A 21,921-nucleotide genomic window follows, 5' to 3' on the forward strand; every position below is an offset into this window, starting at 1 on the left:
AATGGATATTAATACTTCGGATTTTGATTATTTACGGCAATTAGTTTATCAGCATTCAGCAGTGGTGTTAGATGGTGATAAAACTTATTTGGCGGAGTTATATTTGCAGCCCATTGCTGAAGCAGCAGGATTTACCACAATTACAAATTTAATTACTTACCTGCGACATCAACCATTGAATGATTTGCATATTCAGACAATTGAGGCATTAGTTACTAACGAAACGTCATTTTTTCGGGATACATATCCTTTTGAAGCATTGAAACAACTGGTTCTGCCAGATTTGATAAAAAAACGGTGCATTGAGCGATCACTCAATATCTGGTGTGCTGCCTGTTCTCATGGACAAGAACCTTATAGCGTCGCTATACTGATTCGTGAGCATTTTCCTTTATTAGCCAATTGGTCTTTAAACATCATTGCTAGTGACTTTTCTGGCAAAGTTTTAGCCCGTGCCAAGGAAGGGCGTTATAACCAATTAGAAATTAGGCGTGGTCTACCTAACAATTTGCGAGAAAGATATTTTAAATTATTAGATAATGAATGGCAAATTCATGATGAAATCCGCAAAATAATAAACTTTCGTCAAATAAATCTTATTGATTCTTGGTCAATTTTACCTAATATTGATATTATCTTTCTTCGCAATGTTTTAATTTATTTTGATATAGCTACTAAGAAAGATTTACTCACCAAGGTGAGACAGCAATTAAACCCAGATGGTTATTTATTTCTGGGTAGCGGGGAAACTACAATCAATCTCCATGAATCATTTGAGCGAGTGCAATTTGACAAGAGTATTTTCTATCGATTGCGTCCAGTCGCTTCAGATATCACACCGAGAAAGTAAGCGTTAATTTTTTAGGCTTATTTGCCCACTATTGATGGTTTTTATTGACTAAAGACAATTGCTAATGACGGATGAATAAATATTCTGATATCGCTAAAATCATTGGCAAGTCAATATTTTAGCTAGGTGTTGAATATGAGACGTGTGTCTGATTTTGTGTTCATGGCTTTCTGCACTACAGTTTGGTATTTACTAGGAATCATCTCAGCGATCGCCACACCCAGGATGCAGGTTAGAGAACCAAATCAAAGCCGTAACAGTCATAATTTTTTAGAAAAAAGTGATTGCTTATTTAATGCGCGATCGCCCTATATTCAATGTGCTGTGAATCCGACCGAAGTGTGTAATCAATGTATTTATTTTGCAGAATATAAGGAATGGGAATATTAATTCATACTTGCTAATGTCAAATTATTAGTTGATTGATGGTTGCTATAGATACCCGATGGCTTAAAGCAATCGGGTATCTGAGTTTTCAGCAGTATAGTGCAGTGCGTAACCGTAGAATTAATCAGTAACTAATCCAGATTTTAAGGTGAAATAAGCAGCGCAAAACCGACCACCATCAGGATATTTGAGTACTGCTTTTCCTAGATAAAAATCCTCATCAATCTGGACTAATTGGTCTACCAAGTCACGAATTAAGAATTGGGGATTATCAGGTAAATCAAAATTCAAGCGCAAAACTTCAATATCTGGCTCTAATAAACACTTGTCCCGCGATGTTTGAAATTTGAAAGCTAGTGTTCGACCTCTACTATCTGCAACATAGCCATTATAGAAAGGCCAGATAATGCGTCCCAATAATAAGCCATCATTGGTAAAAATATTGTCTCCCGTATTGGTATTCGCATCAAAGGTTTTACCTTCCCAAGGTAGCCACATTTTAGTGATGATATCTAACCAACTGTCTAAAACCGGGTGGAAATTAGCGGTCAGAAACTCACCCCAGTAGCGACCATTTAAAGTAGGATTTGGGACTCTACCTTGACGGTAAATCTGATCTAAGGCCGCAATTCCACCTTTTTGGTCATATTTTAACTGTCTTCTAGCTACTTCAAGTTCTTCGCGTAAATTAATGTTAAGTTGCTGATCAGTATTCATGGGTAGCCTCACTGAGTTTAGTTTATTTCTGAGAGCTAGGACTTACGCAATGAAGTAAAGTTAACTATTTAAAAGCAATCAAGTAACTGCTTCTATTATGACAATTAGCAACGCAAGATTCAGCCATCAGGAGGAGACAGTCGCGTGTGCGTGCTGGCTTGAGGGAAATTCGGGTAAAATTAAGAACCCAATAATTATCAGGGTCAGACGCACTTACGCACTACATTTTTAATTTTTGCCAATTTGGCAAACAAACTGTGGTGAATACTGATATTGTTTGTATTGTGCAAGGGGTGTACCAGAAGTTGTCCTGACTTAATTGTTAGGACAACTTCTCCAAGAAAAATCATCAGTCGGAAATGCTGTGGAGAATCAACTGATAATTCAGACAGTAGGAAACAGGAAACAAGGAAGAACCTTGTCAACAGTTACAATCAAAAACTTTCACAGCCAAGCATTAAGCAGGGGTTTTGAGTCTAGAGATTCAAATTAGTACATATAAACTTGCTACACAACCCAACCAGAAAATCCTTAGTCCTTGATATTTGGTGCAGATTTTTAAGTAAGGTTAACAAATGATAAAAATTGGATTAAAAATTTAGCATACACATACATTATTTGCTATGAAATCTGGCTGCTGAGGGAAAATTGATTGTTTTTAGAAAGTTTTAAGAGTTATTATCGATCGCAAGGAATAAATTAACAACTTGTAAAAAACCGAATCAATGTAGTGAACTACCCCAGCGTTGAAATTTCGGAACAAAGGAGTCCCATAAATTTGGTTGGTGATATGGGACAAGCGGTGCAAATTTCCATTCATGCACCTAGCCAATATATCTGTGCCAACTGCGAACACATATTACCAGATTGGAAACAACAACCTTTGTTTTGGGTGGTAATTGTTTTGCAGCGATCGCAATATCATTTAGTCAAAAGCACAACAGAAGTTGAGTCAGAGAAACAACGCTTACGACAAAAATTTATGCGGTTCGGCTGTGACGTGGCTTTTGATCTGCGCGATCGCGGTTATCTCGCAGATTTAATTGATCCGCGGACTGGTTATCCGTTACTTTCCCGTCCTGGTGCTATGCCCCATAATGATACAGCTGTAGTCAAAGCGTTACTTGGCTATCCAGTTATTAAAAATAAATGCTGTATGCTAGTTCATCCTATTTGGGGTACAGCAGTTTATCCTAGTGTTTTAATCTCAACCGCACCCCCAAGACTCATCGAAATTGTCACAAAAGAAGTCGGCAGTCAGCATGGGTGGGAAGAGAAAGTGTGAAGTATGAAGTGTGAAGATCAAGGTTAATTTTTCTTGTTAATACTGCGAAACTCCCAAGGATTGGTAAACTTAGTATCACTCCAAACCCCTCGTTTTTGCTGTTGTGCCTGTGCTTCAGCTTGTTGAACTAAATCTTTACTGGGACATTTATTTAAATAAGGACGATATACCTTAGCTAAACCTTCTCTTAATAATACTTCTTGAACAAAAGTAGCATCTTTTAAACGCACTTCAGCCACCTTTCTTTGATAGCGATCAGTATCTGTGATGTTGAGAATAACGCGATCGCCTGATTGTTTTACTAGTTGCTGTAAGCGTGCTTGTGCTTTTTCACCCCAGTTAAATTGATTGCGATCGCTGGCGCGGCTACTGTTCCTTTCTTTTTGCGAATGGGGAACTTCTGGCGCATCCATGCAAGCAAAGCGCACGTTAAATTTATTACCTTTCGCATCTTTGACAGCTAAAGTATCCCCATCGCTAACTCGTTCAACCAAGTCTCCAGAAGCACTAAAAAATTTATCACAACTGGCTAAACCCAAAACGATGATACTTGCACTCAGCCAAAGTACTACTTGTTTTGTTAATTTCTGCATTCAACCTTACCTAACTCTGATGGATGATACTATATTTGATTTTTGAAATAGATGCGGCTCCGATTGAAGTTTCAACATTAAAAATAGTGATATAGTGACTGAAATCGGTTCTGATGGGGAGCAGCCATCAGATGTAAGGGGGAAAGTCTGGTGTAAATCCGGCACTGTACCGCAACTGTGAACCGAAATTAGGTGAGTCAGGATGCCCGCCGATATAACTGAATATACTTACATAAATCTGCGAGGTACAGATTATGAACAGAAAAAAGCAGGCTTTAGCTAGTCTCAGCCTGATGGCAGTAATTAGTTTTTATCTAGTAGTTGGTTTACCCAAACCCGCCTACGCTATGCACATTATGGAAGGTTTTTTACCAGTGCAGTGGGCAATTTTTTGGTGGATTGTAGCATTACCATTTTTTTTATTAGGTTTGCGGAGTTTAACGCGCATTACCCAAGCTAACCCCCAACTTAAACTATTACTCGGCTTGGCGGGTGCGTTTACTTTCGTACTTTCCGCATTGAAAATCCCTTCGGTTACAGGTAGCTGTTCTCATCCTACCGGCACAGGGTTAGGTGCGGTGCTGTTTGGCCCCTTAACTATGTCGGTTTTGGGTAGCTTAGTATTGTTATTTCAAGCTTTATTACTAGCACATGGCGGCTTGACAACCTTGGGTGCAAATGCTTTTTCGATGGCGATCGCTGGGCCTTTTGCTGCTTACTGGATATATAATCTGACAATTAAGCTGGGTGGTAAAGCAAAAATCGCCATATTTCTCGCTGCCGCCATCTCAGATTTACTCACCTACATTATTACTTCTATCCAACTCGCCTTAGCTTTTCCTGCGCCCGTTGGTGGCTTTATTGCTTCATTCACCAAGTTCGCAGGCATTTTCGCCCTAACTCAAATCCCTCTCGCAATTAGTGAAGGATTGCTAACTGTATTGGTGTGGAACTGGTTGCAATCTTATAATCCTCAAGAATTAGAATTGCTGAAATTAATCAAACGGGAACCCCAAGGAAATGAATCAGTCTAAAAAAGGGTCGAGTAACTGGCTATTAATATTAGCTGTATTAATTTTAGCTGTTGCACCATTAATCTTTGTCCGTGGTGCAGAATTTGGCGGTGCTGATGGCAAAGCACAAGAAGCTATAAGTGAGATACAACCAGAATATAAACCTTGGTTTAAATCAATTTTTGAACCAGCTAGTGGTGAAATAGCAAGCTTATTATTTGCTTCGCAAGCAGCTTTGGGTGCAGGATTCGTTGGTTATGCTATTGGTTTATATAAAGGACGTTCTCAACAACGAAAACGTGAAGAATGAGCCTACAAATAGACACTTTAGCTTACACTAATCAACTACGAAATTTACCACCAGAGCATAAACTAATTTTTGCATTTACTACTCTTACTATTTCCTTGGCTACCCATCCACTAGCACAGATTTTGATAACACTTTGGATGGTTATCTGGACAATTGTTTATGCCAAGATTCCGGCTGGTATTTATTTCCGCTTGTTATCATTTACTATAGTTTTTTGTTTGACTAGTTTACCAGCTTTGATAGTAAATGGGGTGACAATTAGTGATTTGCCAAAGGTGCAATTAGATGCTTTGTATGGGCTAACTGTTGGACAATTCTATATTTATGTTAGTCATCACGGCAGTCTGCAAGCCTGGGCAATTTTTACTAGAGCTTTAGCCTCAGTTTCTTGCTTATATTTTCTCATGTTAACTGTTCCGTTTACGGAAATATTACAAACTCTGCGTTACTTGCGATTTCCTGTGCTGTTAACTGATTTGTTATTACTGATGTATCGGTTTATTTTCATTTTACTGAATACAGTCAATGAACTTTTGACAGCACAAAATTCTCGCGGTGGCTATCGCACTTGGCGACGAGGAATGAAAAGTTTAGCCATATTAATTGGACAACTTTTACAGCGCACATTACAAAGATATAGTCAGTTTTCTCTGGGTTTAGAAGCGCGAGGGTTTGTTGGTGAATTGCGAGTTTGGCATCCTCGCCGCTATCATCCCCAAACCAGATATATCATCGAAGCAGTTTGTGGCTGTATTGGTTTAATCGGATTGGAATTTTGGCGGAATGCAGGAATATTTACTAGAATTTGAGCAAGTATTTTATACTTATTCTGGCGCACAGCAATCAGCTTTAAATGGACTTAACTTAAAAGTTCCATTGAATCAAAAATGTGCGCTAATTGGACAAAATGGTTGTGGTAAAACCACATTATTTTTACTAGCTAATGGTTTATATAAACCTGATGCTGGCGTTGTGCGGTGGCGCGGAGAACCGTTAACTTATAATCGCAATTATTTAGGTAAATTGCGTCAACAAGTCGGGCTAATATTTCAAGATCCCGAACAACAATTAGTTGCTTCTACAGTTGAAGAAGATATATCTTATGGCTTGTGTAATTTAGACTTGCCAGTTGCAGAAATTCAAGCACGAGTAGAACAAGTGTTAGTGGAATTTGGGTTGACAACTTTAGCAGAAAGACCAGTACATCATTTAAGTTTAGGACAAAAAAAACGAGTTTCTATAGCAGATGTGATGGTATTGAATCCTGAATTATTATTGTTAGATGAACCTACTGCCTATTTAGATATTAAGCATACGCGAAATTTGATAGCAACTCTGCAAAAAATTCATCAAAATGGTACAACTTTAATTATGGCAACCCACGATTTAGATTTGGTTTATCGTTGGGCAGATTGGGTTTTTGTGATGGATAAAGGACAATTGATACTAGAAGGTGAACCACAAGATGTATTTAGTCAGCGTTCTTTATTAGAAGAATTAGAGTTAGGCGTACCATTAATATACGAAATGTTATTTGATGGGTTAGCGGGTGAGGATGAAGCAGTTAGAGAACGGGTACGGCAAAGAATACTAAAATTGTTTCATGATTTTGCATCCTGATATGGTTCAGATTTGTCAATAACTTTTTTTGGCGTTGCTGATTGAGGGGATGATTTTTGTCTCACGCAAAGGCAAGGCAGCGCGTTGGGCGGGTTTCCCGACTTGTTCGCGTAGCGTCTCCGATTAGGAGAAGCGACTGCCGCGCAAAGGCGCAAAGAGCAAGAGTTGGAAAATTAGAATTTTATGATTTCATCCCGCATTTATGCAACGCCCTTTTTTTTAACGTAGACCGAGAAGCGGCTTCTCGAAGGGTACCACAGAGACACAGAGAACGCAGAGAGAAGAAAAACTCCGCGTAAATTTGCGTTTACCTCAGCGTACCTCTGCGTTAAGCACAATTGTAGACTCAGCAGAACGCCCAAATTCTTCAGGTGCATACTGCAAATGCGCTTCCGCACCAGGCCATGTATATGTACCGGGAGTTACAGAACGAACTAAGTAATGTAGACTATAAACTCCTGGTTCGAGGTGTTCAGCGTAGGCGATAATGCGATCGCGGTAAATATTGCGATAACCAAGTTGCCAACTATCGGCTTTAGCTTGCAGTGCGGCTGTCGCAGTCTGAAAACTCTGGTCTACGGCTTCAAATCCTGCTGGTAATGGGTCTTTAATTACTATATGGTCTATAGGATGATCTGCGATTATTTCTAAACCAATATCAAATACTTGCCCACTATCTACAGTCAACGGTTTATCAACAGCGTACATCCCGGTTTTTTGCAGAACTTTTTCTTCACCAACTTTACTAATTTCTCTGGTGACTCGTAACCCATTAAACCTTCCTGGTTGGTTGCCTTGCAAGCGATAATTATAGGCAACTAAATAGTGCAATTTGCCCCTACCTGATTTTTGCAATATCACATCATGACGACCGCGAGGTAATTTATCCATTGCGACATTTAGCTGCAAGTTAGGATTTTTATAACCATCAAAGTGATTTTCACCCAACTTTTTACCAGCAAGTTTTACTATCGTGGCAAAGTTTGGTGGTGTGGGTTGAAGTTGACTATATTCTACTAAAGCTGTTAAAGCTTGAGCATTATTATAGTTAGTTTGCCATGTGCCATTTCGCCGCAAGCCTAAAAGACTTTGGAATAGTTTATCAATAACTTCTGGTTTACTTTGTTTGGCAATAAATAACCTTAAAGCCTGTGATTGGGCGGTGGTAGATGAATTCATCCATCCCCAACTTTGGGGTAAACTAATTACGGCTGTGCGTCCAGTTTCATAGATATTTTGTTGTAATTGGTTCAACATTTGTTGAGATTCATCTTGCCATTCTGAAAATTGCGATAAGTATCGCGCTAGTTTGATTTGGGTGACGATATCAAAGTTATTCCGTTGTTGATAAATATCACCTAAGAAACTATTGCTTTTATCACCTAATTCTGCTAGGGCGATTAAGGCGTTTAATTGCAGTTGATGTTTACAAATTTGCTGTTTACAAAAATCGTATTGTCCAGGGTTAGCTAAAACTTTTTGCAGATAAGTTTTCAAACGCGAAAGTGTTGCAGTGTCTACAGAATTAGGAAATGCTTGATTAGCTTTTACTAACGATTCTGCCGAGTATGCTGAAACCCAAGGATCTGATTTTTCTTGTCCGGGATAAGCAGCAAAACCACCGTCAGCTACCTGTAGTTTTTGTAGTTGGGTAATGGCTTGATTTGCCTTTTGACTAGGATTAAATTCAGCAAAGGATTGACTATATTTTTGTCCTAAAGTTTGCAGGTTAGCAGCAATGATTAATTGACTGGCGGCTGGTTCTGCAAAGGGTAAATCATCATCGTCTAAAACTTGTTTGGCTGGTACTTTAATTTCGGGTATTAATGTACTCGCCAATTGAATATCTAAACCGCCAGCTTCGGGGTAGATATTTTTATCAACATTCAGTGGAATTTTCACTTGCTTTTCTGTTACGCCAGCTTCCACAACTTGTTCAGTAATTTCTAGCGGCTTGACTTCCAAGGGTAATTCAAAAGCATCGGCTGTATTATTTAGTTGGGTGGTAAATCTGACTTTACTTTCGCCAACGCCACCTGCAATCATCGGGAAACGATAAGCTTTGGTGGCTGGTTCTGCGTTGGTTTGTAAGGAAGTCGTGGTGGGGTTATTTTCCGCAAATTTGACTGTACCGCTAAGTTCGCCGTTAATTGAGAGGTTTCCGTTATTCCCGGTGGTGTTGGTGACAGATAAACCAGCGAAGATGCGATCGCCTGGACGGGCAAATTGTGGCAAAATGGCATTAGTTAGCAGTGGTTTGGTGGTGATAAACGTCGCGTCAGTGTTACCAAAGCGTAAGTTTCCATCAGTAGCAACAACCATCACCCGCCATGTAGTGAAATCATCAGGTAATTTAAAGGTTATCTGCGCTTTACCACTCGCATCAGCTAACACCGAACCGTTGTAGTAAGCTAACGCCTGAAAATCTGTACGGACGCGGGTATTTGCTGCACCTGTGGAAAAACCACCGCCATAACCCCAACCTTTGGGTTTCGCCACCTCTTGGGGTTGTATCACCACATCAGGACGATTATCGCTGAAACGAGTAGATATTTGCTGTTCTGCATAGACTGTATCTACTAAGTTTGGCGGACGATAACCAGATAGTTGCAACACCGCTTCATTCACCACCATGACGGTAAATTGTCCTGGAGTGGGGTTGTTTTGGTTGTCTTTGAGTTCTAGTTGTATTGTTTGTTCTGCACCGGGTTCTAAAGATGCTTGCAAAGGTGTAACTTGCACTTTTAAATATTTATCTTGCAAGTTGACTTTAAAAGGTGTAAAACCGATTTTTACTAATTTATCTAAACTTCCAGGTTCGACTTGATTCAGAGGTGCGCCTTGTCTAACTAATACAGCTTCAACTGCTGCATTGGGTAACATTTCTGGTATGACTTGAAACTGAATTTGGGGTGCGCCTCCCTTGATTTTAGTGACTTGTTGATAGAGAGGTTTGTCTTTAATGACTGCAAAATATAATTCTGCTTCTGGGTAGGGAGATTGAATTAAGGCTGTAGCAGTTTCCCCAGGTTTATACTCTTTTTTATCTAGTTTAACCTCTAGGCGATCGTCATCTTCCGAACTCCAGGAAACTGAAGTTTCTCCTGTTGCCCAAATTTGCAAATCTGTCGCAGTTAATTCCTCTTTTGTATCGCTAAAATTAGCCCTAATTCTGTATGAGCCTGATTCGCGTGGTGTTAAAGTCAATATCTGGGAACTATCAGCAGATGTAATCTCTGCTTGTGCAACTGTTTTATATTCAATTTGATTTTTAGCGGTGCGACTACCTTCAACTAACTGAGTCACACTAATATATTTCATCTGTTGTAATTCTAGGCGCACCCGTTGACCAGTGATTGCTTTTCCTGTCGGTTCAGTTACAATAACTTCAATGGGTAAGGCCTTACCTGCATCAGCAATAAAGTTACTTTTTAATCCAATTAGTCGGTTACTAGGTAAAGCCGTAAACTTTTGAGAAGTAGCCACAGATAAATTAGAAACATCTGCAACTTGCACATCTACTTGGTAAGTCATGGGGTAAGGTAAATCTTTAGCAACTGTCACAGTTTGACTAGTTTTACCACCTGCATCTAACTTATCACTAGTTTGCAAAACCTCACTTGTTAACGATGGACTTTCTTCCGGCCAAAACCATTGTCTACCAAAACTAAATTCTTCCCAACCTTTAGGGATAAAATTAGTTTGTTGACGCGTGACAAAATATTTTGCTTCCCCAGCTTCCACGGGCGCACCGAATAAATAATTACTAGTGGCTTTCGCTTCAATTTTGTCATTGGCTAAGGCAAATTCCTTATCTAAATTGAGTTCAACTTTAAAATTAGGCGGTTTAAACTCAGCCACCCGAAACTCGCCAGAAATTTCTTGTCCTTCTTTACCTTTACCTTGAATTGTATAGTAGCCCAAAGCTTGAGCTTTTTGAATTGGTAACTCTAAAGAAAATGTCCCAAACTCATTGGTAGTTTTGCCACCTAATTGAGTTTTTTGTCCATTAGGATTAATCAAAGTTAATTGATAAATTGCGTTTTTATTTTGTTGAATAGTCCCATTTTGTAAATAGTCAGCAAAACCAGTAAACCAAGCTTTTTCTCCTGGTTGATATAAATCTCTATCAGAAAAAATTACACCCCGTGATTCTGCTTTTGCTTCTTGCCAACCTGCATCAATACCATAACCAAAAGCACCGCTATATTCTTCAGTTCTGGCAAAAGCCCAATCTTGATTTTCTCGCGCAATTACTAATAGCTGTGGTGATTTAGTAAATCTTTGATTCCCAGCAAAACACTGCTTTAAATTATCAACTTGCAGTCTTAAAGTGCCATTCTCATCAGTTTTACCCGTCGCGCAAGGTAGAACGTTACTGGGATATTTTTCTTCTAGCTTTGATTGATAAACTTCAATAGCTGCATTCTTAGCTGGTGAACCATCACTCAAATGATGGACACGAATTAAACCAGAGTCAGGGAACCATTGACTAAATACACCCAAATTTGTCAATTGAACTAAACCATAAGTGACAGGTTCTCGCCACAGTTCCTTACCATTATCTTGATATTTATTTGTGCGGGCTTGGACTCCATAAGCTAACATCCCTGTTGGACTATCCAGTTTTTGTCTTAATGGGACATTGATATCAACAAGTTGATTTTTTTTGGCGTTGATTTTAAAGCTTGCCCATGAATTTAACTGTGGTAATAACTCGTTATCATTGCCTTTAGGACTAGCATTATTAAAATAAACTAAATCACTAGGTTGAACTACACGATAAGCTGCTTTATATTTAGCCTCTGGCAGATTAACTGTACTAATATTTAATTGTAAGTTCTGACCGGAAGGAAAAATATGTAAATCCCCAGGAACCCAAATATCCCCCGCTAAATCGCCAGTATTATATTGTAGGGTGACAGGTTTATTTAAAGTCTGCCCAAATTTATCTTTAATATTTGTCCCGATAGTAATTTTATAATTAGTCGTAGGTTCTAAAGCGTAGGGATTAAGCGTCACCACATTAGATTCCTCTGGAACTTGTAATAGTCGAGAGATATCTTTTGGTGTTGGTTCGATTTTGATATTATCTTTAACTGAATCTGCCAGTAATATATTGTTAAATTCTAACTGCGGACTACCTTTAATAAATCTGCCGTAGGTTCCGTTAACATCAGGTTGTCCGTAAAAATTGATTGTTTTAAATTCTAAAGATGAATAAGTCGCCAACTTACTCACAGACTCTTTATCTGTAGGTAAGTTACCGTAATCTGGTAATATGCCGGGAGAAAATACCAGACGATAATTAGTCGCTTTTTCTAAACTTTTCTGGGGTATGAGATTATAAACCCAGTTACGCATTGAAGGGTCAAACTTTGCTAACGGATCTTCACCTTCTGTTGGTTTTTCTTCTTTCGCCAACTCTACATTAAAAGTGATATCTTTGTTTTTACCTTCCGGCACAAGTTTGATATGCTCTTGTAAGGAAGCTAAGTTTAATTCAACATTAGATGTAAATTGTAGTTTTTGTTTTAAATCGATAGGTTGAATCTCGGCTTTTTCTACAGGATTCACACCAGGTAAATCGGTGAGCTTGATAGGTTCAGTATTAAAAGTCCAAGCTAAATCTTGATTTAATTTGTGATTTTTTAAATCTCCTAACCCAGATTTCAGCGTAACTTGAAATCTTGTTGCTTGCGGGAGTGCTTTATCTGCTTGAAAACCTACCATTCGTGGCGTTAAAAAACGAAATTGACCGGGTAAAGGCGGCCATAAGGCAAATTTTTGTAATAAATTTTGCTGTTCTGGGCTGTCAAGCTTTTCGATAGGAATTAAAGCTTCTTTAAAGCGAATGCGAATTTGATTTAAAGGTGTAGTATCACCAACGGGGCTAATTTGTTCAATCCAGTCTGGTAACTTTGGTGGGGTGAGTGGTGAGACAATTGGTAATGGTTCTTTATTGGTGGTTATACCTAATAAACTACATCCGCTAATGCTTAATATAAATGTGAGAGTAATAAATAATTGGAGGATAATTTTTATAATCATGTTTTATAAATATAAACGCAGAGGTACGCTGAGGTGAACGCAAAGTTACACAGAGAAAAAAATAAAGAGGAACTCGGTATACAATGGATAGCTAATTTAGTGTAGTTATTGCCAAAAATCACTACAATTCTTAATTTAAATTGGTATAAATTGTTAAGTCTTGGAAATAATCACTGATAAATAAATAACCACCGCGCCAGAATTGAAGTAAGTTTTACTATACAGGGGAGTCCCCGATGAGACTAATTAGGCGGCTCATCCGAAAGTCAAAATTTTTCTTAGCTATTGTATTTGTATGCCTAGTAGTGCGGCTACTGCCCTATTTTGCGCCTATACACACCGCAGATATCGTCCAAAATCAACTGGCTTTGGAATTTAGCGATCGCAATGGGCTACCATTAGGCACAATCCTCACCCGCGACCAAGAACATACTGCCGTCGTTCTCTTAAATCAAGTCTCTCCCCAATTTATCAAGGCAATTATCGCCGCCGAAGATAGCAATTTTTACCATCATGGCGCGTTGGATATGAAAGCTATTATCCGCGCTATCAACCAAGCCATTCAAGCTAAACAAATTGTTTCTGGTGCTTCCACAATTACTATGCAGTTGGCGCGGATGTTAGAACCATCGCCTCGTAAATTATCAGGTAAAGTGCGGGAAATTTGGTTAGCTTGGCGGTTAGCGGCGGGAATGAATAAAAATGAAATTCTGGCTGCATATATCAATAGATTGCCAATGGGCGGTAATATATATGGTGTAGAAGCCGCATCTCGAACTTACTTTTCTACTCCAGCCAGTGAGTTAAATCTTGCCCAAGCGAGTCTTCTTGCTGCTATCCCCAATAATCCCACCTACTTTGACCCTCTACAACATTGGGATAGGTTGAAACAGCGTCAGAAATACGTCCTCAACCGGATGGTACAGGATGGCTATATCACTCAACAAATAGCCGAGAAAACCCAAACGGAAAAAGTCGTTTTTAAGTCTCGTCAACGGGGAATTATTGCTGCACCTCATTTCTTGTTTTGGTTAGCCAAGCAAATACAGATCCCCCCAACCCCCCTTAGTAAGAGAGGAACATCGCCCTTACTAAGGGGGGAACAATCCATCCAGACCACTATAGACAGGCCTTTACAACAATTCGCCGAAGCCCAAGCGCAGCAAGTAATCTCTACCCTCGCTGCTAACAACGTCCATGATGCAGCAGCTTTAGTCATTGACAACCACACTGGCGAAGTTTTAGCTTATGTCGGTTCACCTGACTATTTCAACGAAGCTAAACTTGGACGTAACGACGGAGTACAAGCCCTACGTCAACCAGGTTCTACCCTCAAACCCTTTGTCTATGAGTTGGCGTTAGAAAAAAAACTGATTCGCCCAAACACCATTTTGGCTGATGTCCCCGCCCACTACGCTATTCCTGGGGCGAAACTCTATAGCCCTACAGATTATACTCAACGTTTTCTCGGCCCGGTGCGGGTGCGGATAGCTTTAGCAAATTCTTTAAATGTGCCGGCGGTGCGAGTTTTAGAAAAAATTGGCGTACCAAATTTTTTAGCACGTCTGCATGAATTAGGCTTTACTCACCTCAAACAAACCCCAGAATATTATGGTTTGGGTTTAACTCTCGGTAGTGGTGAAGTTACTTTATGGGAACTTGCTCAAGCTTACGTCACAATGTCTCAACAAGGACAAGCTGTACCGCTAATCACGACCATTAATAATACTCCACTCCCTACTCTCAACTCGCCCAAGCAGACAACATGGCAATTAATTACTGATATGTTGAGCGATCGCCACGCCCGCGCTACAGCTTTTGGTGTAGACTCAGTTCTAAACTTGCCCTTCCCCGCAGCTGTCAAAACTGGTACTTCTTCTAACTTCCGCGATACTTGGACTGTTGGCTTTACCACCGACTACACCGTTGCAACTTGGGTAGGAAATTTCAACGGCGAACCGATGCGCCAAGTGTCAGGAGTTATGGGTGCAGCACCTTTGTGGAACCGCATTATGTTGCACCTGCACGAAAACCAAGAACCCGCACCGTTTACAGTTCCCCAAGGCCTAATTCAACTCCCTATCTGTGCAAACTCCGGTTTACGCCCCACGGCAGATTGTAATTCTATTGTGCAAGAGTATTTTTACCCAGAAGATAAAATTGCTTACGCAACTCAAGACAAGTTTAATTTACCACCCGAATATAATGATTGGTTAGCCAAGCAGCCATCAAATTTGGTATCTAGTAATTTACGAATTGTTTCGCCCCAAAATGGTGATTTGTACTTACTATATCCAGGTACAGAAGGACAGCAAAAATTAGAATTTAAACTAGCAGGAAATTCATCATCGGTTGAGTGGTGGTTGAATGGTGAAAAACTCGATACACAATCAACTAATTTATTTTGGTATCTGCGCCCTGGAAATTGGAATTTAGAAGCACGAAGTGAGCAAACCAGCGATAAAGTGAGTTTTCAAGTTGAGTTAGCCAAGGTTAAACCAACACGCCGGGGTTTTTCGATTGTTAATTCTCAGCAGATGTTCGGCAAATAGACGCAGCGTTCACTCATGCTAGACGATTATTTTGAATAGTATTGGGCTAATAAAATTAGCTACCACACTGGCTAAGTATAGCTACGTATAATAACAAGAAAATTAAAGTTTTTTCACCTGCTTAGATGGAATTTGGCTGTGTAGTCACGACTTCTAGTTTTTCAGGTAAGAGTAACAAATCAGACAGATTACTTGAAAATGTAAGTTCAGCTTTCGTAACAATTTGGGAATAATAAACTTGCACAGTCAACTACAAATCCAGCGAGCTAGAGCATGGTTTTGACATTTTTCAACTATTTTTTCTACCCAACCGCTTTTATTCCCCACGGACATTGTTATCTCTGGAAACCAGAACTAGTGTGGCTCCACATTATTGCTGATGGTGCGATCGCTCTTGCATATTATTCTATTCCTGTTTTATTGATTTATTTTATTTCCCAACGCAAAGATGTTCCTTTTAATGGAGTTTTTCTGTTATTTGGAGCTTTTATTCTGGCCTGCGGGACTGGACACTTAATGGACATTTGGACGCTTTGGCACCCCGATTACTGGATTTCTGGTGCTTTAAAAGCTTTTACGGCAATTATTTCTATATATACAGCATTTGCCTTAATTGTTCTCATCCCTCAAGCTCTCACAATACCCAGTCCTGCCCAATTAGAAGCCGTTAATAGAGTGCTTTCAACTGAAATTATTGAGCGTAAACGCATCGAAACAGAGCTACGCCTAGCTGAAGAAATAGCTAAAGACTCTAGCCAAGCCAAAAGTGAATTCCTTGCCAATATGAGCCATGAATTACGTACACCACTTAATGGCATTCTTGGCTATGCACAAATCCTCCAACGCACAGAACCTTTAAGTGAAAAAGGCAGCAAAGGCATCGGTATTATTTATCAATGCGGTACTCATTTATTAACGCTGATTAACGATATTTTGGATTTATCCAAAATTGAAGCACGAAAGCTGGACTTAAATCCCATTGATTTTTACTTACCTGCTTTTCTAGACAGTGTTAGTGAAATTTGTCGCATTCGCGCTCAACAAAAAGTAATTGGGTTTAATCTGCAACTTGACCCGGATTTACCAACTGGGATTCGTGCTGATGAAAAACGCTTGCGGCAAGTATTAATTAACTTGCTTGGTAATGCGATTAAATTTACACAGCAAGGTAGTGTCACTTTCAATGTTAAAGTTATTAACCAAGTACCAGATAACAAAGGACAAATTATATATAAAATTCGCTTTGAAATCATCGATACAGGTGCAGGTATCACCTCTGAGCAAGTCGAGAAAATATTTGTGCCTTTTGAACAAGTAGGCAGTCAAAAACGTCAAACTGAAGGTACAGGTTTAGGATTAGCTATTAGCCAAAAAATTCTATCTTTGATGAATAGTCAAATTCAAGTAGAAAGTGAGTTTGGCAAAGGGAGCAACTTTTGGTTTGAGGTGGAACTACCAGAATCTAAAGATTGGGCAAAAGTTTCTAGAGTAGTTGAACAGGGAACTATTATTGGTTATCAAGGGCAAAAACGGAGCATTTTAATTGTTGATGATAAATGGGAAAATCGCTCAGTGATTGTCAATTTACTAGAACCAGTAGGATTTACTGTCATAGAAGCAAGTCATGGTAAAGAAGGATGGGAACAGGTAAATGCCTACAAACTAGACTTGATTATCACAGATTTAGTTATGCCTGTGATGGATGGATTTGAGTTTATTAAAACTTTACGCCAATCTGGTCAATCTGAAGGGATGCCTGTGATTGCTTCATCTGCCAGTGTGTTTGCAATTGACGAATATAAAAGTATTGATATGGGTGCTAATGCTTTTTTGCCCAAGCCGATAGAAGCAGAAACACTTCTGGAACTACTGCGGCAATTTTTGCATCTAGAATGGTTATATGACAATCAAAAAAATACTATTAACAAACCAAAAATAGATAATTCAGATACTTTAGTTGATGTAATTCCTCCTGATAAAGAGGTTTTACAAAAATTTTTAGAACTGGCACAAGACGGCGATATTCAAAAAATTTTAGAAATAGCTGAACAACTTGCAGCATCCGATCAGAAATTTAGCAATTTTACTAGGCATATCATTCAGTTAGCCAGCAATTTCCAACTCAAACGTTTGGAAACTTTTATTCAACAACAAATTCATTAATTCAGCCTAAATTTAATTTTTAAATTGCATCATGAATAAGGTTTCAACTAACGGATTTATTTTGATTGTCGATGATAATCCGACCAATTTATCTGTCTTGTCGGAAGCGCTGGCTAGTGAGGGTTGGCGTTTTAGAGTAGCAGTTGATGGCGAAAGTGCGATCGCTCAAGCCGAACGCAATCAACCAGAATTAATTTTACTTGATGTGCAAATGCCGGGCATTGACGGATTTGAAACTTGTCGCCGCCTGAAAGCTAATCCCACAACACAAAATGTGCCGATTATTTTCACTACAGCTTTAGCTGATACGGAAAGCAAAATCAAAGGATTTTTTCTTGGTGCAGTAGATTATATCCCTAAACCCTTTGCCCAAGAGGAAGTGATTGCTAGAGTGCGCGTGCATTTACAACTCCAGCAATTGAATCAATCTTTAGAACAACAAGTGCGCGATCGCACCAATGCGTTGCAAAAAGCGCAAGTGCAACTGGTACAGCAAGAAAAACTCTCAACTTTAGGTGAGTTAATCGCCGGTATTGCCCATGAGATGAACAATCCTATCAGTTTTATCACCAACAATATCCCACCTTTACAGGAATACATCGACGCACTCACCGAGCTTCTCCAACTTTATGAACAAGCGTATCCAACCCCAACAGCCAAAATCACTAGTTTTATTAAAAACCTGGATCTGAAATTTGTTCTGGAAGATATTGTCAAAATTTTAGGTTCACTCCAGGTAGGCTCTGAACGCATTCAGCACCTTTCGACTTCACTCCGCAGCTTTTCGCGCTCGGATAGTGATACCAAATTAGCTGCTGATTTGCATTTAGGACTGGATAGTACACTGATGATTTTACAACACCGTTTGAAAGCTAATGGCGATCGCCCAGGGATTGAAGTTATGCGGTGTTATAGCAAATTACCTCATGTCAATTGCTATGTGGGAGAGATGAATCAAGTATTTATGAATCTTCTGGCTAACGCCATTGACGCTCTTGATGAAGCGATTATCCAAGGCAAAATGTGCGATCGCATTCCTCAAATTAAGATTACAACAGAGGTCAATTCTCAACAAATGGCGGTAATTAAAATTGCTGACAATGGAATTGGCATTCCTGAACGACTCAAGCAACGCTTATTTGAACCTTTATTTACGACAAAGCCTGTAGGTAAAGGTACTGGACTTGGCTTATCCATCGCCCATCAGATTATTGTCGAAAAACACAACGGCACAATGGAAGTTCATTCTCAGGTGGGTAACGGCACTGAGTTTGCGATCGCAATTCCCATCTAAAATGCCACGGTATACTCCTATTTAGTAGTTTACTAAAATGGTTTAAGCCAAAGGTATACCAAAACATTTGTAGTCGTAGACTATTTTTATACCGTGCGATCGCCTAAATAAATTAAATAATACTTCTTCAGAAATTTGCTGTTTTGAAATTGATGATTTAAAGTAGTGCTGAGTTTTTTGGAAATAATCATCAATGACTACCTTAACTACAGAAAATCAAAAATCTGCCAAGCAGAAAAAACAGTCTTTTCCACGTACGGATATTGGTTCTCCCAAAGTTCCATTTCGCAAAACCAAAAAAATCAAGCAAGAACATGAGTTGCTCAGTGACTGGGAACATGCCAGTTAATTAATTGCTACTTAATACTCCACTGACACAATTGAGATACTGGTGTCATCCGAGGGCGATTGTATTGGTAAAATCCCTCAAGATTTAGTGAAGCTTTGCGATACAAAATCCAATTAGCACTATCCTCGTCAACATTGACGGTATTGAGAATATTTGCCTGACTAAGTGTTAAATGTTTTTCTGAATCCCAGTTAAATTCAGCAGCATCAGGTGTATTTTTCGGCGGAATATCCCACACTATACCTAGACCTTTGCCATTAATGCGATTGCCCTCTAATATCCCACGAATACAAATAAATTGATCAGAGTGCGGATAGCCATAATAGCCATTCACTCGGTTTCTATTTTTAGTGAAATTAAAACAAACGCCTGCACCATCTCGCCAATCTTGAGGATCGGGTTGACTACAAAATTGATATTGACCGTTTACTAAATTTGCAATGTTGACTGCTTGATTAGCAAGGCTAAGGTTTTGATCAAAAAGAAATTTAACAGAAATCAGTGAACTTGCTAATAGGGTGACACAAACAACACCCATTGGTAAGAAATTGCTTATTTTCAGCATAATCTCACCGCTATATTTCTGGGAAACAAGCTTTTAAAAGAATAAGTAACCACGCAAAATTAATTACAGTCATTGCGAGCGCAGCGAAGCAATCCCAACCCTTGCGATTGCTACATTTCGCTGCGCTCCATTCGCAATGACATTGTGTAATTAATTATGTTTAACTACTTATTTATAGCGGTAGTCAGATATGTTAGGACAATTTGAAAGCTTGAATGCCAGGAATAATCAGACTTTTCTTCCTGCCTCTCCGCAGTCGCTACAACGGGGGGAACCCCCGCAACGCGCGGCTCTCTGCCTCCTGCCTTCTGCCTTCTGCTATAAATTAACTAATCTCTACACGACTGGAGCCGCAGCAACTACCATCAAAAGTATGAGTGCCAACATCAAAACGATCAGTTTGACAATTAGGTATGTTGTAGGATCAGAAAGTGGAAAATCGCTAAACATAAGACACCTCCAATTGCTATCTTTGCAAAGTTACTTGAGGCGATGAATTGTATTGAGAAATTTGTTGTCTATATCTATATTGTCTCTCAAAATCTGCTGCCGATAGGGTTATGTAATTATAGGTAACATTTCTGTTTAGCCTATAAAGGCGTGAGCGAGGTTTGGAGTTGACTCGCAGCGATCGCAATTCCCTGTGGTAAAATTCGGTGTTCTTGAATTTGAATCCGGGCGTGGAGTGTCTCTGGCGTATCTTCTGGAAATACTGGCACAGCAGCTTGAATTAATATCGGGCCGCTGTCAACTTCTAAACAAACTAAATGCACTGTACAACCAGTAATTGTTACCTTAGCTTGCAAAGCTTGTTCCACAGCGTGAAGCCCTTTAAAACTCGGTAACAAACTAGGATGAATATTAATCATTCTGTGAGGAAAAGCATCAATTAACACAGATGTCACCAGTCGCATCCAACCAGCTAAAATCACCAAATCAACATCATGCTGGCGCAAAGTCTGGACAATTTTTCTATCCAAAGCTTCTCGATTTTTATATTCGCGGTGATTTAATAAAACGGTTTCTATCCCAAGACTAGCGGCTCGAATTGCTGCTTTCGCACCTGGATTATTGTAAATTAGAACTGGAATTTGGGCATTAATTTGCCCATTTTCAATAGCTTTGGCAACTGCTGCAAAATTGCTACCATTCCCCGAAGCCAGAACACCTAGTTTAATAGGAGTCTCACTAGATGATAGGCGATCGCTAATAACGGGAGAAACCAAGCTAAAGGTAGAATCAGGGCGAAAGGTCATAACAGCAACAAGGGAAAATTAATAGATGCCAAAAATCTATAGTAATAAATCGTGGTTAGATAATGATACATTTGCCGCTTGGACTTTTCTTGCGCCCGCACTAATTTTATTAGGTATTTTTGTAATTTGGCCGATCGCCTATTTGTTTTATCTCAGTTTCACGGCTGGTAGTTTTACATCCACCGGTACTTATTGGGTAGGTTTAAAAAACTACTGGCGCTTACTACTTAACCCAGATTTTTTGCAAGTTCTGGGTAACACCATCTATTTTACCCTCGCTACTGTCATCCCCAGCTTAATTATTCCTTTGGGATTAGCAGTGTTATTAAATCGTTCTCTAGCTTTGCGAGGAATGTTAAGAAGTGCTTATTTTTTACCCTCTATCATTTCTCTAGTAGCGGCTGGTTTAGGATTTCGTTGGCTGTTTCAAACTACTGGCCCTGTCAACGCATTTTTACATTTATTTGGTATTGCACCCATTCCTTGGCTAGGCGATACATTTTGGGCAATGCCTGTTTTAATTATTTTGAGCATTTGGAAACAATTAGGCTTTAATATGGTTGTCTTTTTAGCCGGGTTGCAAGCAATTCCCCCCAGCCGTTATGAAGCAGCCGAATTAGATGGTGCAAATGCTTGGCAACAATTTTGGTATGTTACCTTACCAGGATTACGCCCTACTTTAATTTTCGCTACAGTCACCACAGCAATTTTTACATTACGCAGTTTTGAGCAAGTTTACGTGATGACTGGTGGCGGCCCTTTAAATTCTACTAATTTATTGGTTTACTACATTTATCAAGAAGCTTTTGGTCAATTTGATTTTGGTTATGCGGCGGCGGCGGCTATAGTTTTGTTAGCTGTAACTTTAGTTTTTGTATATTTTCAGTTACAGACTTGGGGCGAAGAATAATTATTT

The 21,921-nt window shown here is 39.3% G+C and carries 17 protein-coding genes and 1 riboswitch; of the genes, 12 read left to right on the top strand and 5 right to left on the bottom strand.

Annotated features, from left to right (window positions below; genetic code table 11):
- Position 1 precedes the first annotated feature (1 nt).
- Both NOS7107_RS02535 and NOS7107_RS02540 read left to right on the top strand, forming a co-directional pair.
- On the top strand, positions 2-850 hold the full coding sequence (locus NOS7107_RS02535) for a protein-glutamate O-methyltransferase CheR (protein ID WP_015111414.1): 849 nt from the start codon (positions 2-4) through the stop codon (positions 848-850).
- 135 nt (positions 851-985) lie between these two features.
- Positions 986-1,240: a DUF6464 family protein gene (locus tag NOS7107_RS02540; protein ID WP_015111415.1), complete on the top strand. Its 255-nt coding sequence runs from the start codon at positions 986-988 to the stop codon at positions 1,238-1,240.
- Between the two features lie 117 nt (positions 1,241-1,357).
- On the opposite strand, the gene NOS7107_RS02545 is transcribed toward NOS7107_RS02540, so the two are convergent.
- The gene (locus NOS7107_RS02545) at positions 1,358-1,954 is read right to left on the bottom strand and encodes a hypothetical protein (RefSeq protein WP_015111416.1); all 597 of its coding nucleotides are present in this window, start codon (positions 1,952-1,954) and stop codon (positions 1,358-1,360) included.
- A 730-nt stretch (positions 1,955-2,684) separates the two neighbouring features.
- Here NOS7107_RS02545 and NOS7107_RS02550 point away from each other — a divergent pair.
- Complete coding sequence (locus NOS7107_RS02550) at positions 2,685-3,239, top strand: methylmalonic aciduria and homocystinuria type D protein (protein ID WP_253274501.1); 555 nt, start codon at positions 2,685-2,687, stop codon at positions 3,237-3,239.
- A 23-nt stretch (positions 3,240-3,262) separates the two neighbouring features.
- Here the strand turns inward: NOS7107_RS02550 and NOS7107_RS02555 are convergent, their stop codons facing one another.
- Positions 3,263-3,832: a thermonuclease family protein gene (locus NOS7107_RS02555; RefSeq protein ID WP_015111418.1), complete on the bottom strand. Its 570-nt coding sequence runs from the start codon at positions 3,830-3,832 to the stop codon at positions 3,263-3,265.
- Positions 3,833-3,920: 88 nt separating this feature from the next.
- Positions 3,921-4,061: riboswitch (cobalamin riboswitch) on the top strand.
- Positions 4,062-4,086: 25 nt separating this feature from the next.
- On the opposite strand from NOS7107_RS02555, the gene NOS7107_RS02560 reads away from it, so the two are divergent.
- The 4 genes from NOS7107_RS02560 to NOS7107_RS02575 are packed head-to-tail and all read left to right on the top strand — an operon-like array spanning position 4,087 to position 6,775.
- On the top strand, positions 4,087-4,866 hold the full coding sequence (locus tag NOS7107_RS02560; protein ID WP_015111419.1) for an energy-coupling factor ABC transporter permease: 780 nt from the start codon (positions 4,087-4,089) through the stop codon (positions 4,864-4,866).
- Positions 4,853-5,155 carry an energy-coupling factor ABC transporter substrate-binding protein gene (locus NOS7107_RS02565; protein ID WP_015111420.1) on the top strand — a complete coding sequence of 101 codons (303 nt, stop codon included), beginning with the start codon at positions 4,853-4,855 and terminating at the stop codon, positions 5,153-5,155. Before NOS7107_RS02560 ends, NOS7107_RS02565 begins: the two co-directional genes overlap by 14 nt.
- On the top strand, positions 5,152-5,964 hold the full coding sequence (gene cbiQ / locus NOS7107_RS02570; protein ID WP_015111421.1) for a cobalt ECF transporter T component CbiQ: 813 nt from the start codon (positions 5,152-5,154) through the stop codon (positions 5,962-5,964). Before NOS7107_RS02565 ends, cbiQ begins: the two co-directional genes overlap by 4 nt.
- On the top strand, positions 5,939-6,775 hold the full coding sequence (locus NOS7107_RS02575; protein WP_015111422.1) for an energy-coupling factor ABC transporter ATP-binding protein: 837 nt from the start codon (positions 5,939-5,941) through the stop codon (positions 6,773-6,775). Before cbiQ ends, NOS7107_RS02575 begins: the two co-directional genes overlap by 26 nt.
- Before the next feature lie 312 nt (positions 6,776-7,087).
- On the opposite strand, the gene NOS7107_RS02580 is transcribed toward NOS7107_RS02575, so the two are convergent.
- Positions 7,088-12,826 carry an alpha-2-macroglobulin gene (locus tag NOS7107_RS02580; protein WP_015111423.1) on the bottom strand — a complete coding sequence of 1,913 codons (5,739 nt, stop codon included), beginning with the start codon at positions 12,824-12,826 and terminating at the stop codon, positions 7,088-7,090.
- A gap of 236 nt (positions 12,827-13,062) precedes the next feature.
- Between NOS7107_RS02580 and pbpC the strand changes: the two genes are divergently transcribed.
- From pbpC to NOS7107_RS28925, 4 genes are all read left to right on the top strand, one after another.
- Positions 13,063-15,378 (top strand): penicillin-binding protein 1C, encoded by a 2,316-nt coding sequence (gene pbpC, locus NOS7107_RS02585; protein WP_015111424.1) that lies wholly within the window; start codon positions 13,063-13,065, stop codon positions 15,376-15,378.
- Positions 15,379-15,651: 273 nt separating this feature from the next.
- Positions 15,652-17,541, top strand: a complete 1,890-nt coding sequence (locus NOS7107_RS02590; protein ID WP_015111425.1) for an ATP-binding protein — start codon at positions 15,652-15,654, stop codon at positions 17,539-17,541.
- Between the two features lie 31 nt (positions 17,542-17,572).
- On the top strand, positions 17,573-18,835 hold the full coding sequence (locus NOS7107_RS02595; RefSeq protein ID WP_015111426.1) for a sensor histidine kinase: 1,263 nt from the start codon (positions 17,573-17,575) through the stop codon (positions 18,833-18,835).
- Positions 18,836-19,028: 193 nt separating this feature from the next.
- Complete coding sequence (locus NOS7107_RS28925) at positions 19,029-19,184, top strand: hypothetical protein (RefSeq protein ID WP_015111427.1); 156 nt, start codon at positions 19,029-19,031, stop codon at positions 19,182-19,184.
- Positions 19,185-19,191: 7 nt separating this feature from the next.
- Here NOS7107_RS28925 and NOS7107_RS02600 read toward each other — a convergent pair whose 3' ends face one another.
- Together NOS7107_RS02600 and purN are read right to left on the bottom strand one after the other, a co-directional pair.
- Positions 19,192-19,749, bottom strand: a complete 558-nt coding sequence (locus NOS7107_RS02600) for a hypothetical protein (protein WP_015111428.1) — start codon at positions 19,747-19,749, stop codon at positions 19,192-19,194.
- Between the two features lie 590 nt (positions 19,750-20,339).
- Entirely contained in the window at positions 20,340-21,005 is a 666-nt protein-coding gene (gene purN / locus NOS7107_RS02605) for a phosphoribosylglycinamide formyltransferase (protein ID WP_015111430.1), read from the bottom strand.
- 25 nt (positions 21,006-21,030) lie between these two features.
- On the opposite strand from purN, the gene NOS7107_RS02610 reads away from it, so the two are divergent.
- A complete protein-coding gene (locus tag NOS7107_RS02610; RefSeq protein WP_015111431.1) occupies positions 21,031-21,915 on the top strand; it encodes a carbohydrate ABC transporter permease in 885 nt (294 codons plus the stop codon).
- Positions 21,916-21,921 lie beyond the last annotated feature (6 nt).

The sequence above is a fragment of the Nostoc sp. PCC 7107 genome (assembly GCF_000316625.1).
Taxonomy (GTDB): Bacteria; Cyanobacteriota; Cyanobacteriia; order Cyanobacteriales; family Nostocaceae; genus Nostoc_B.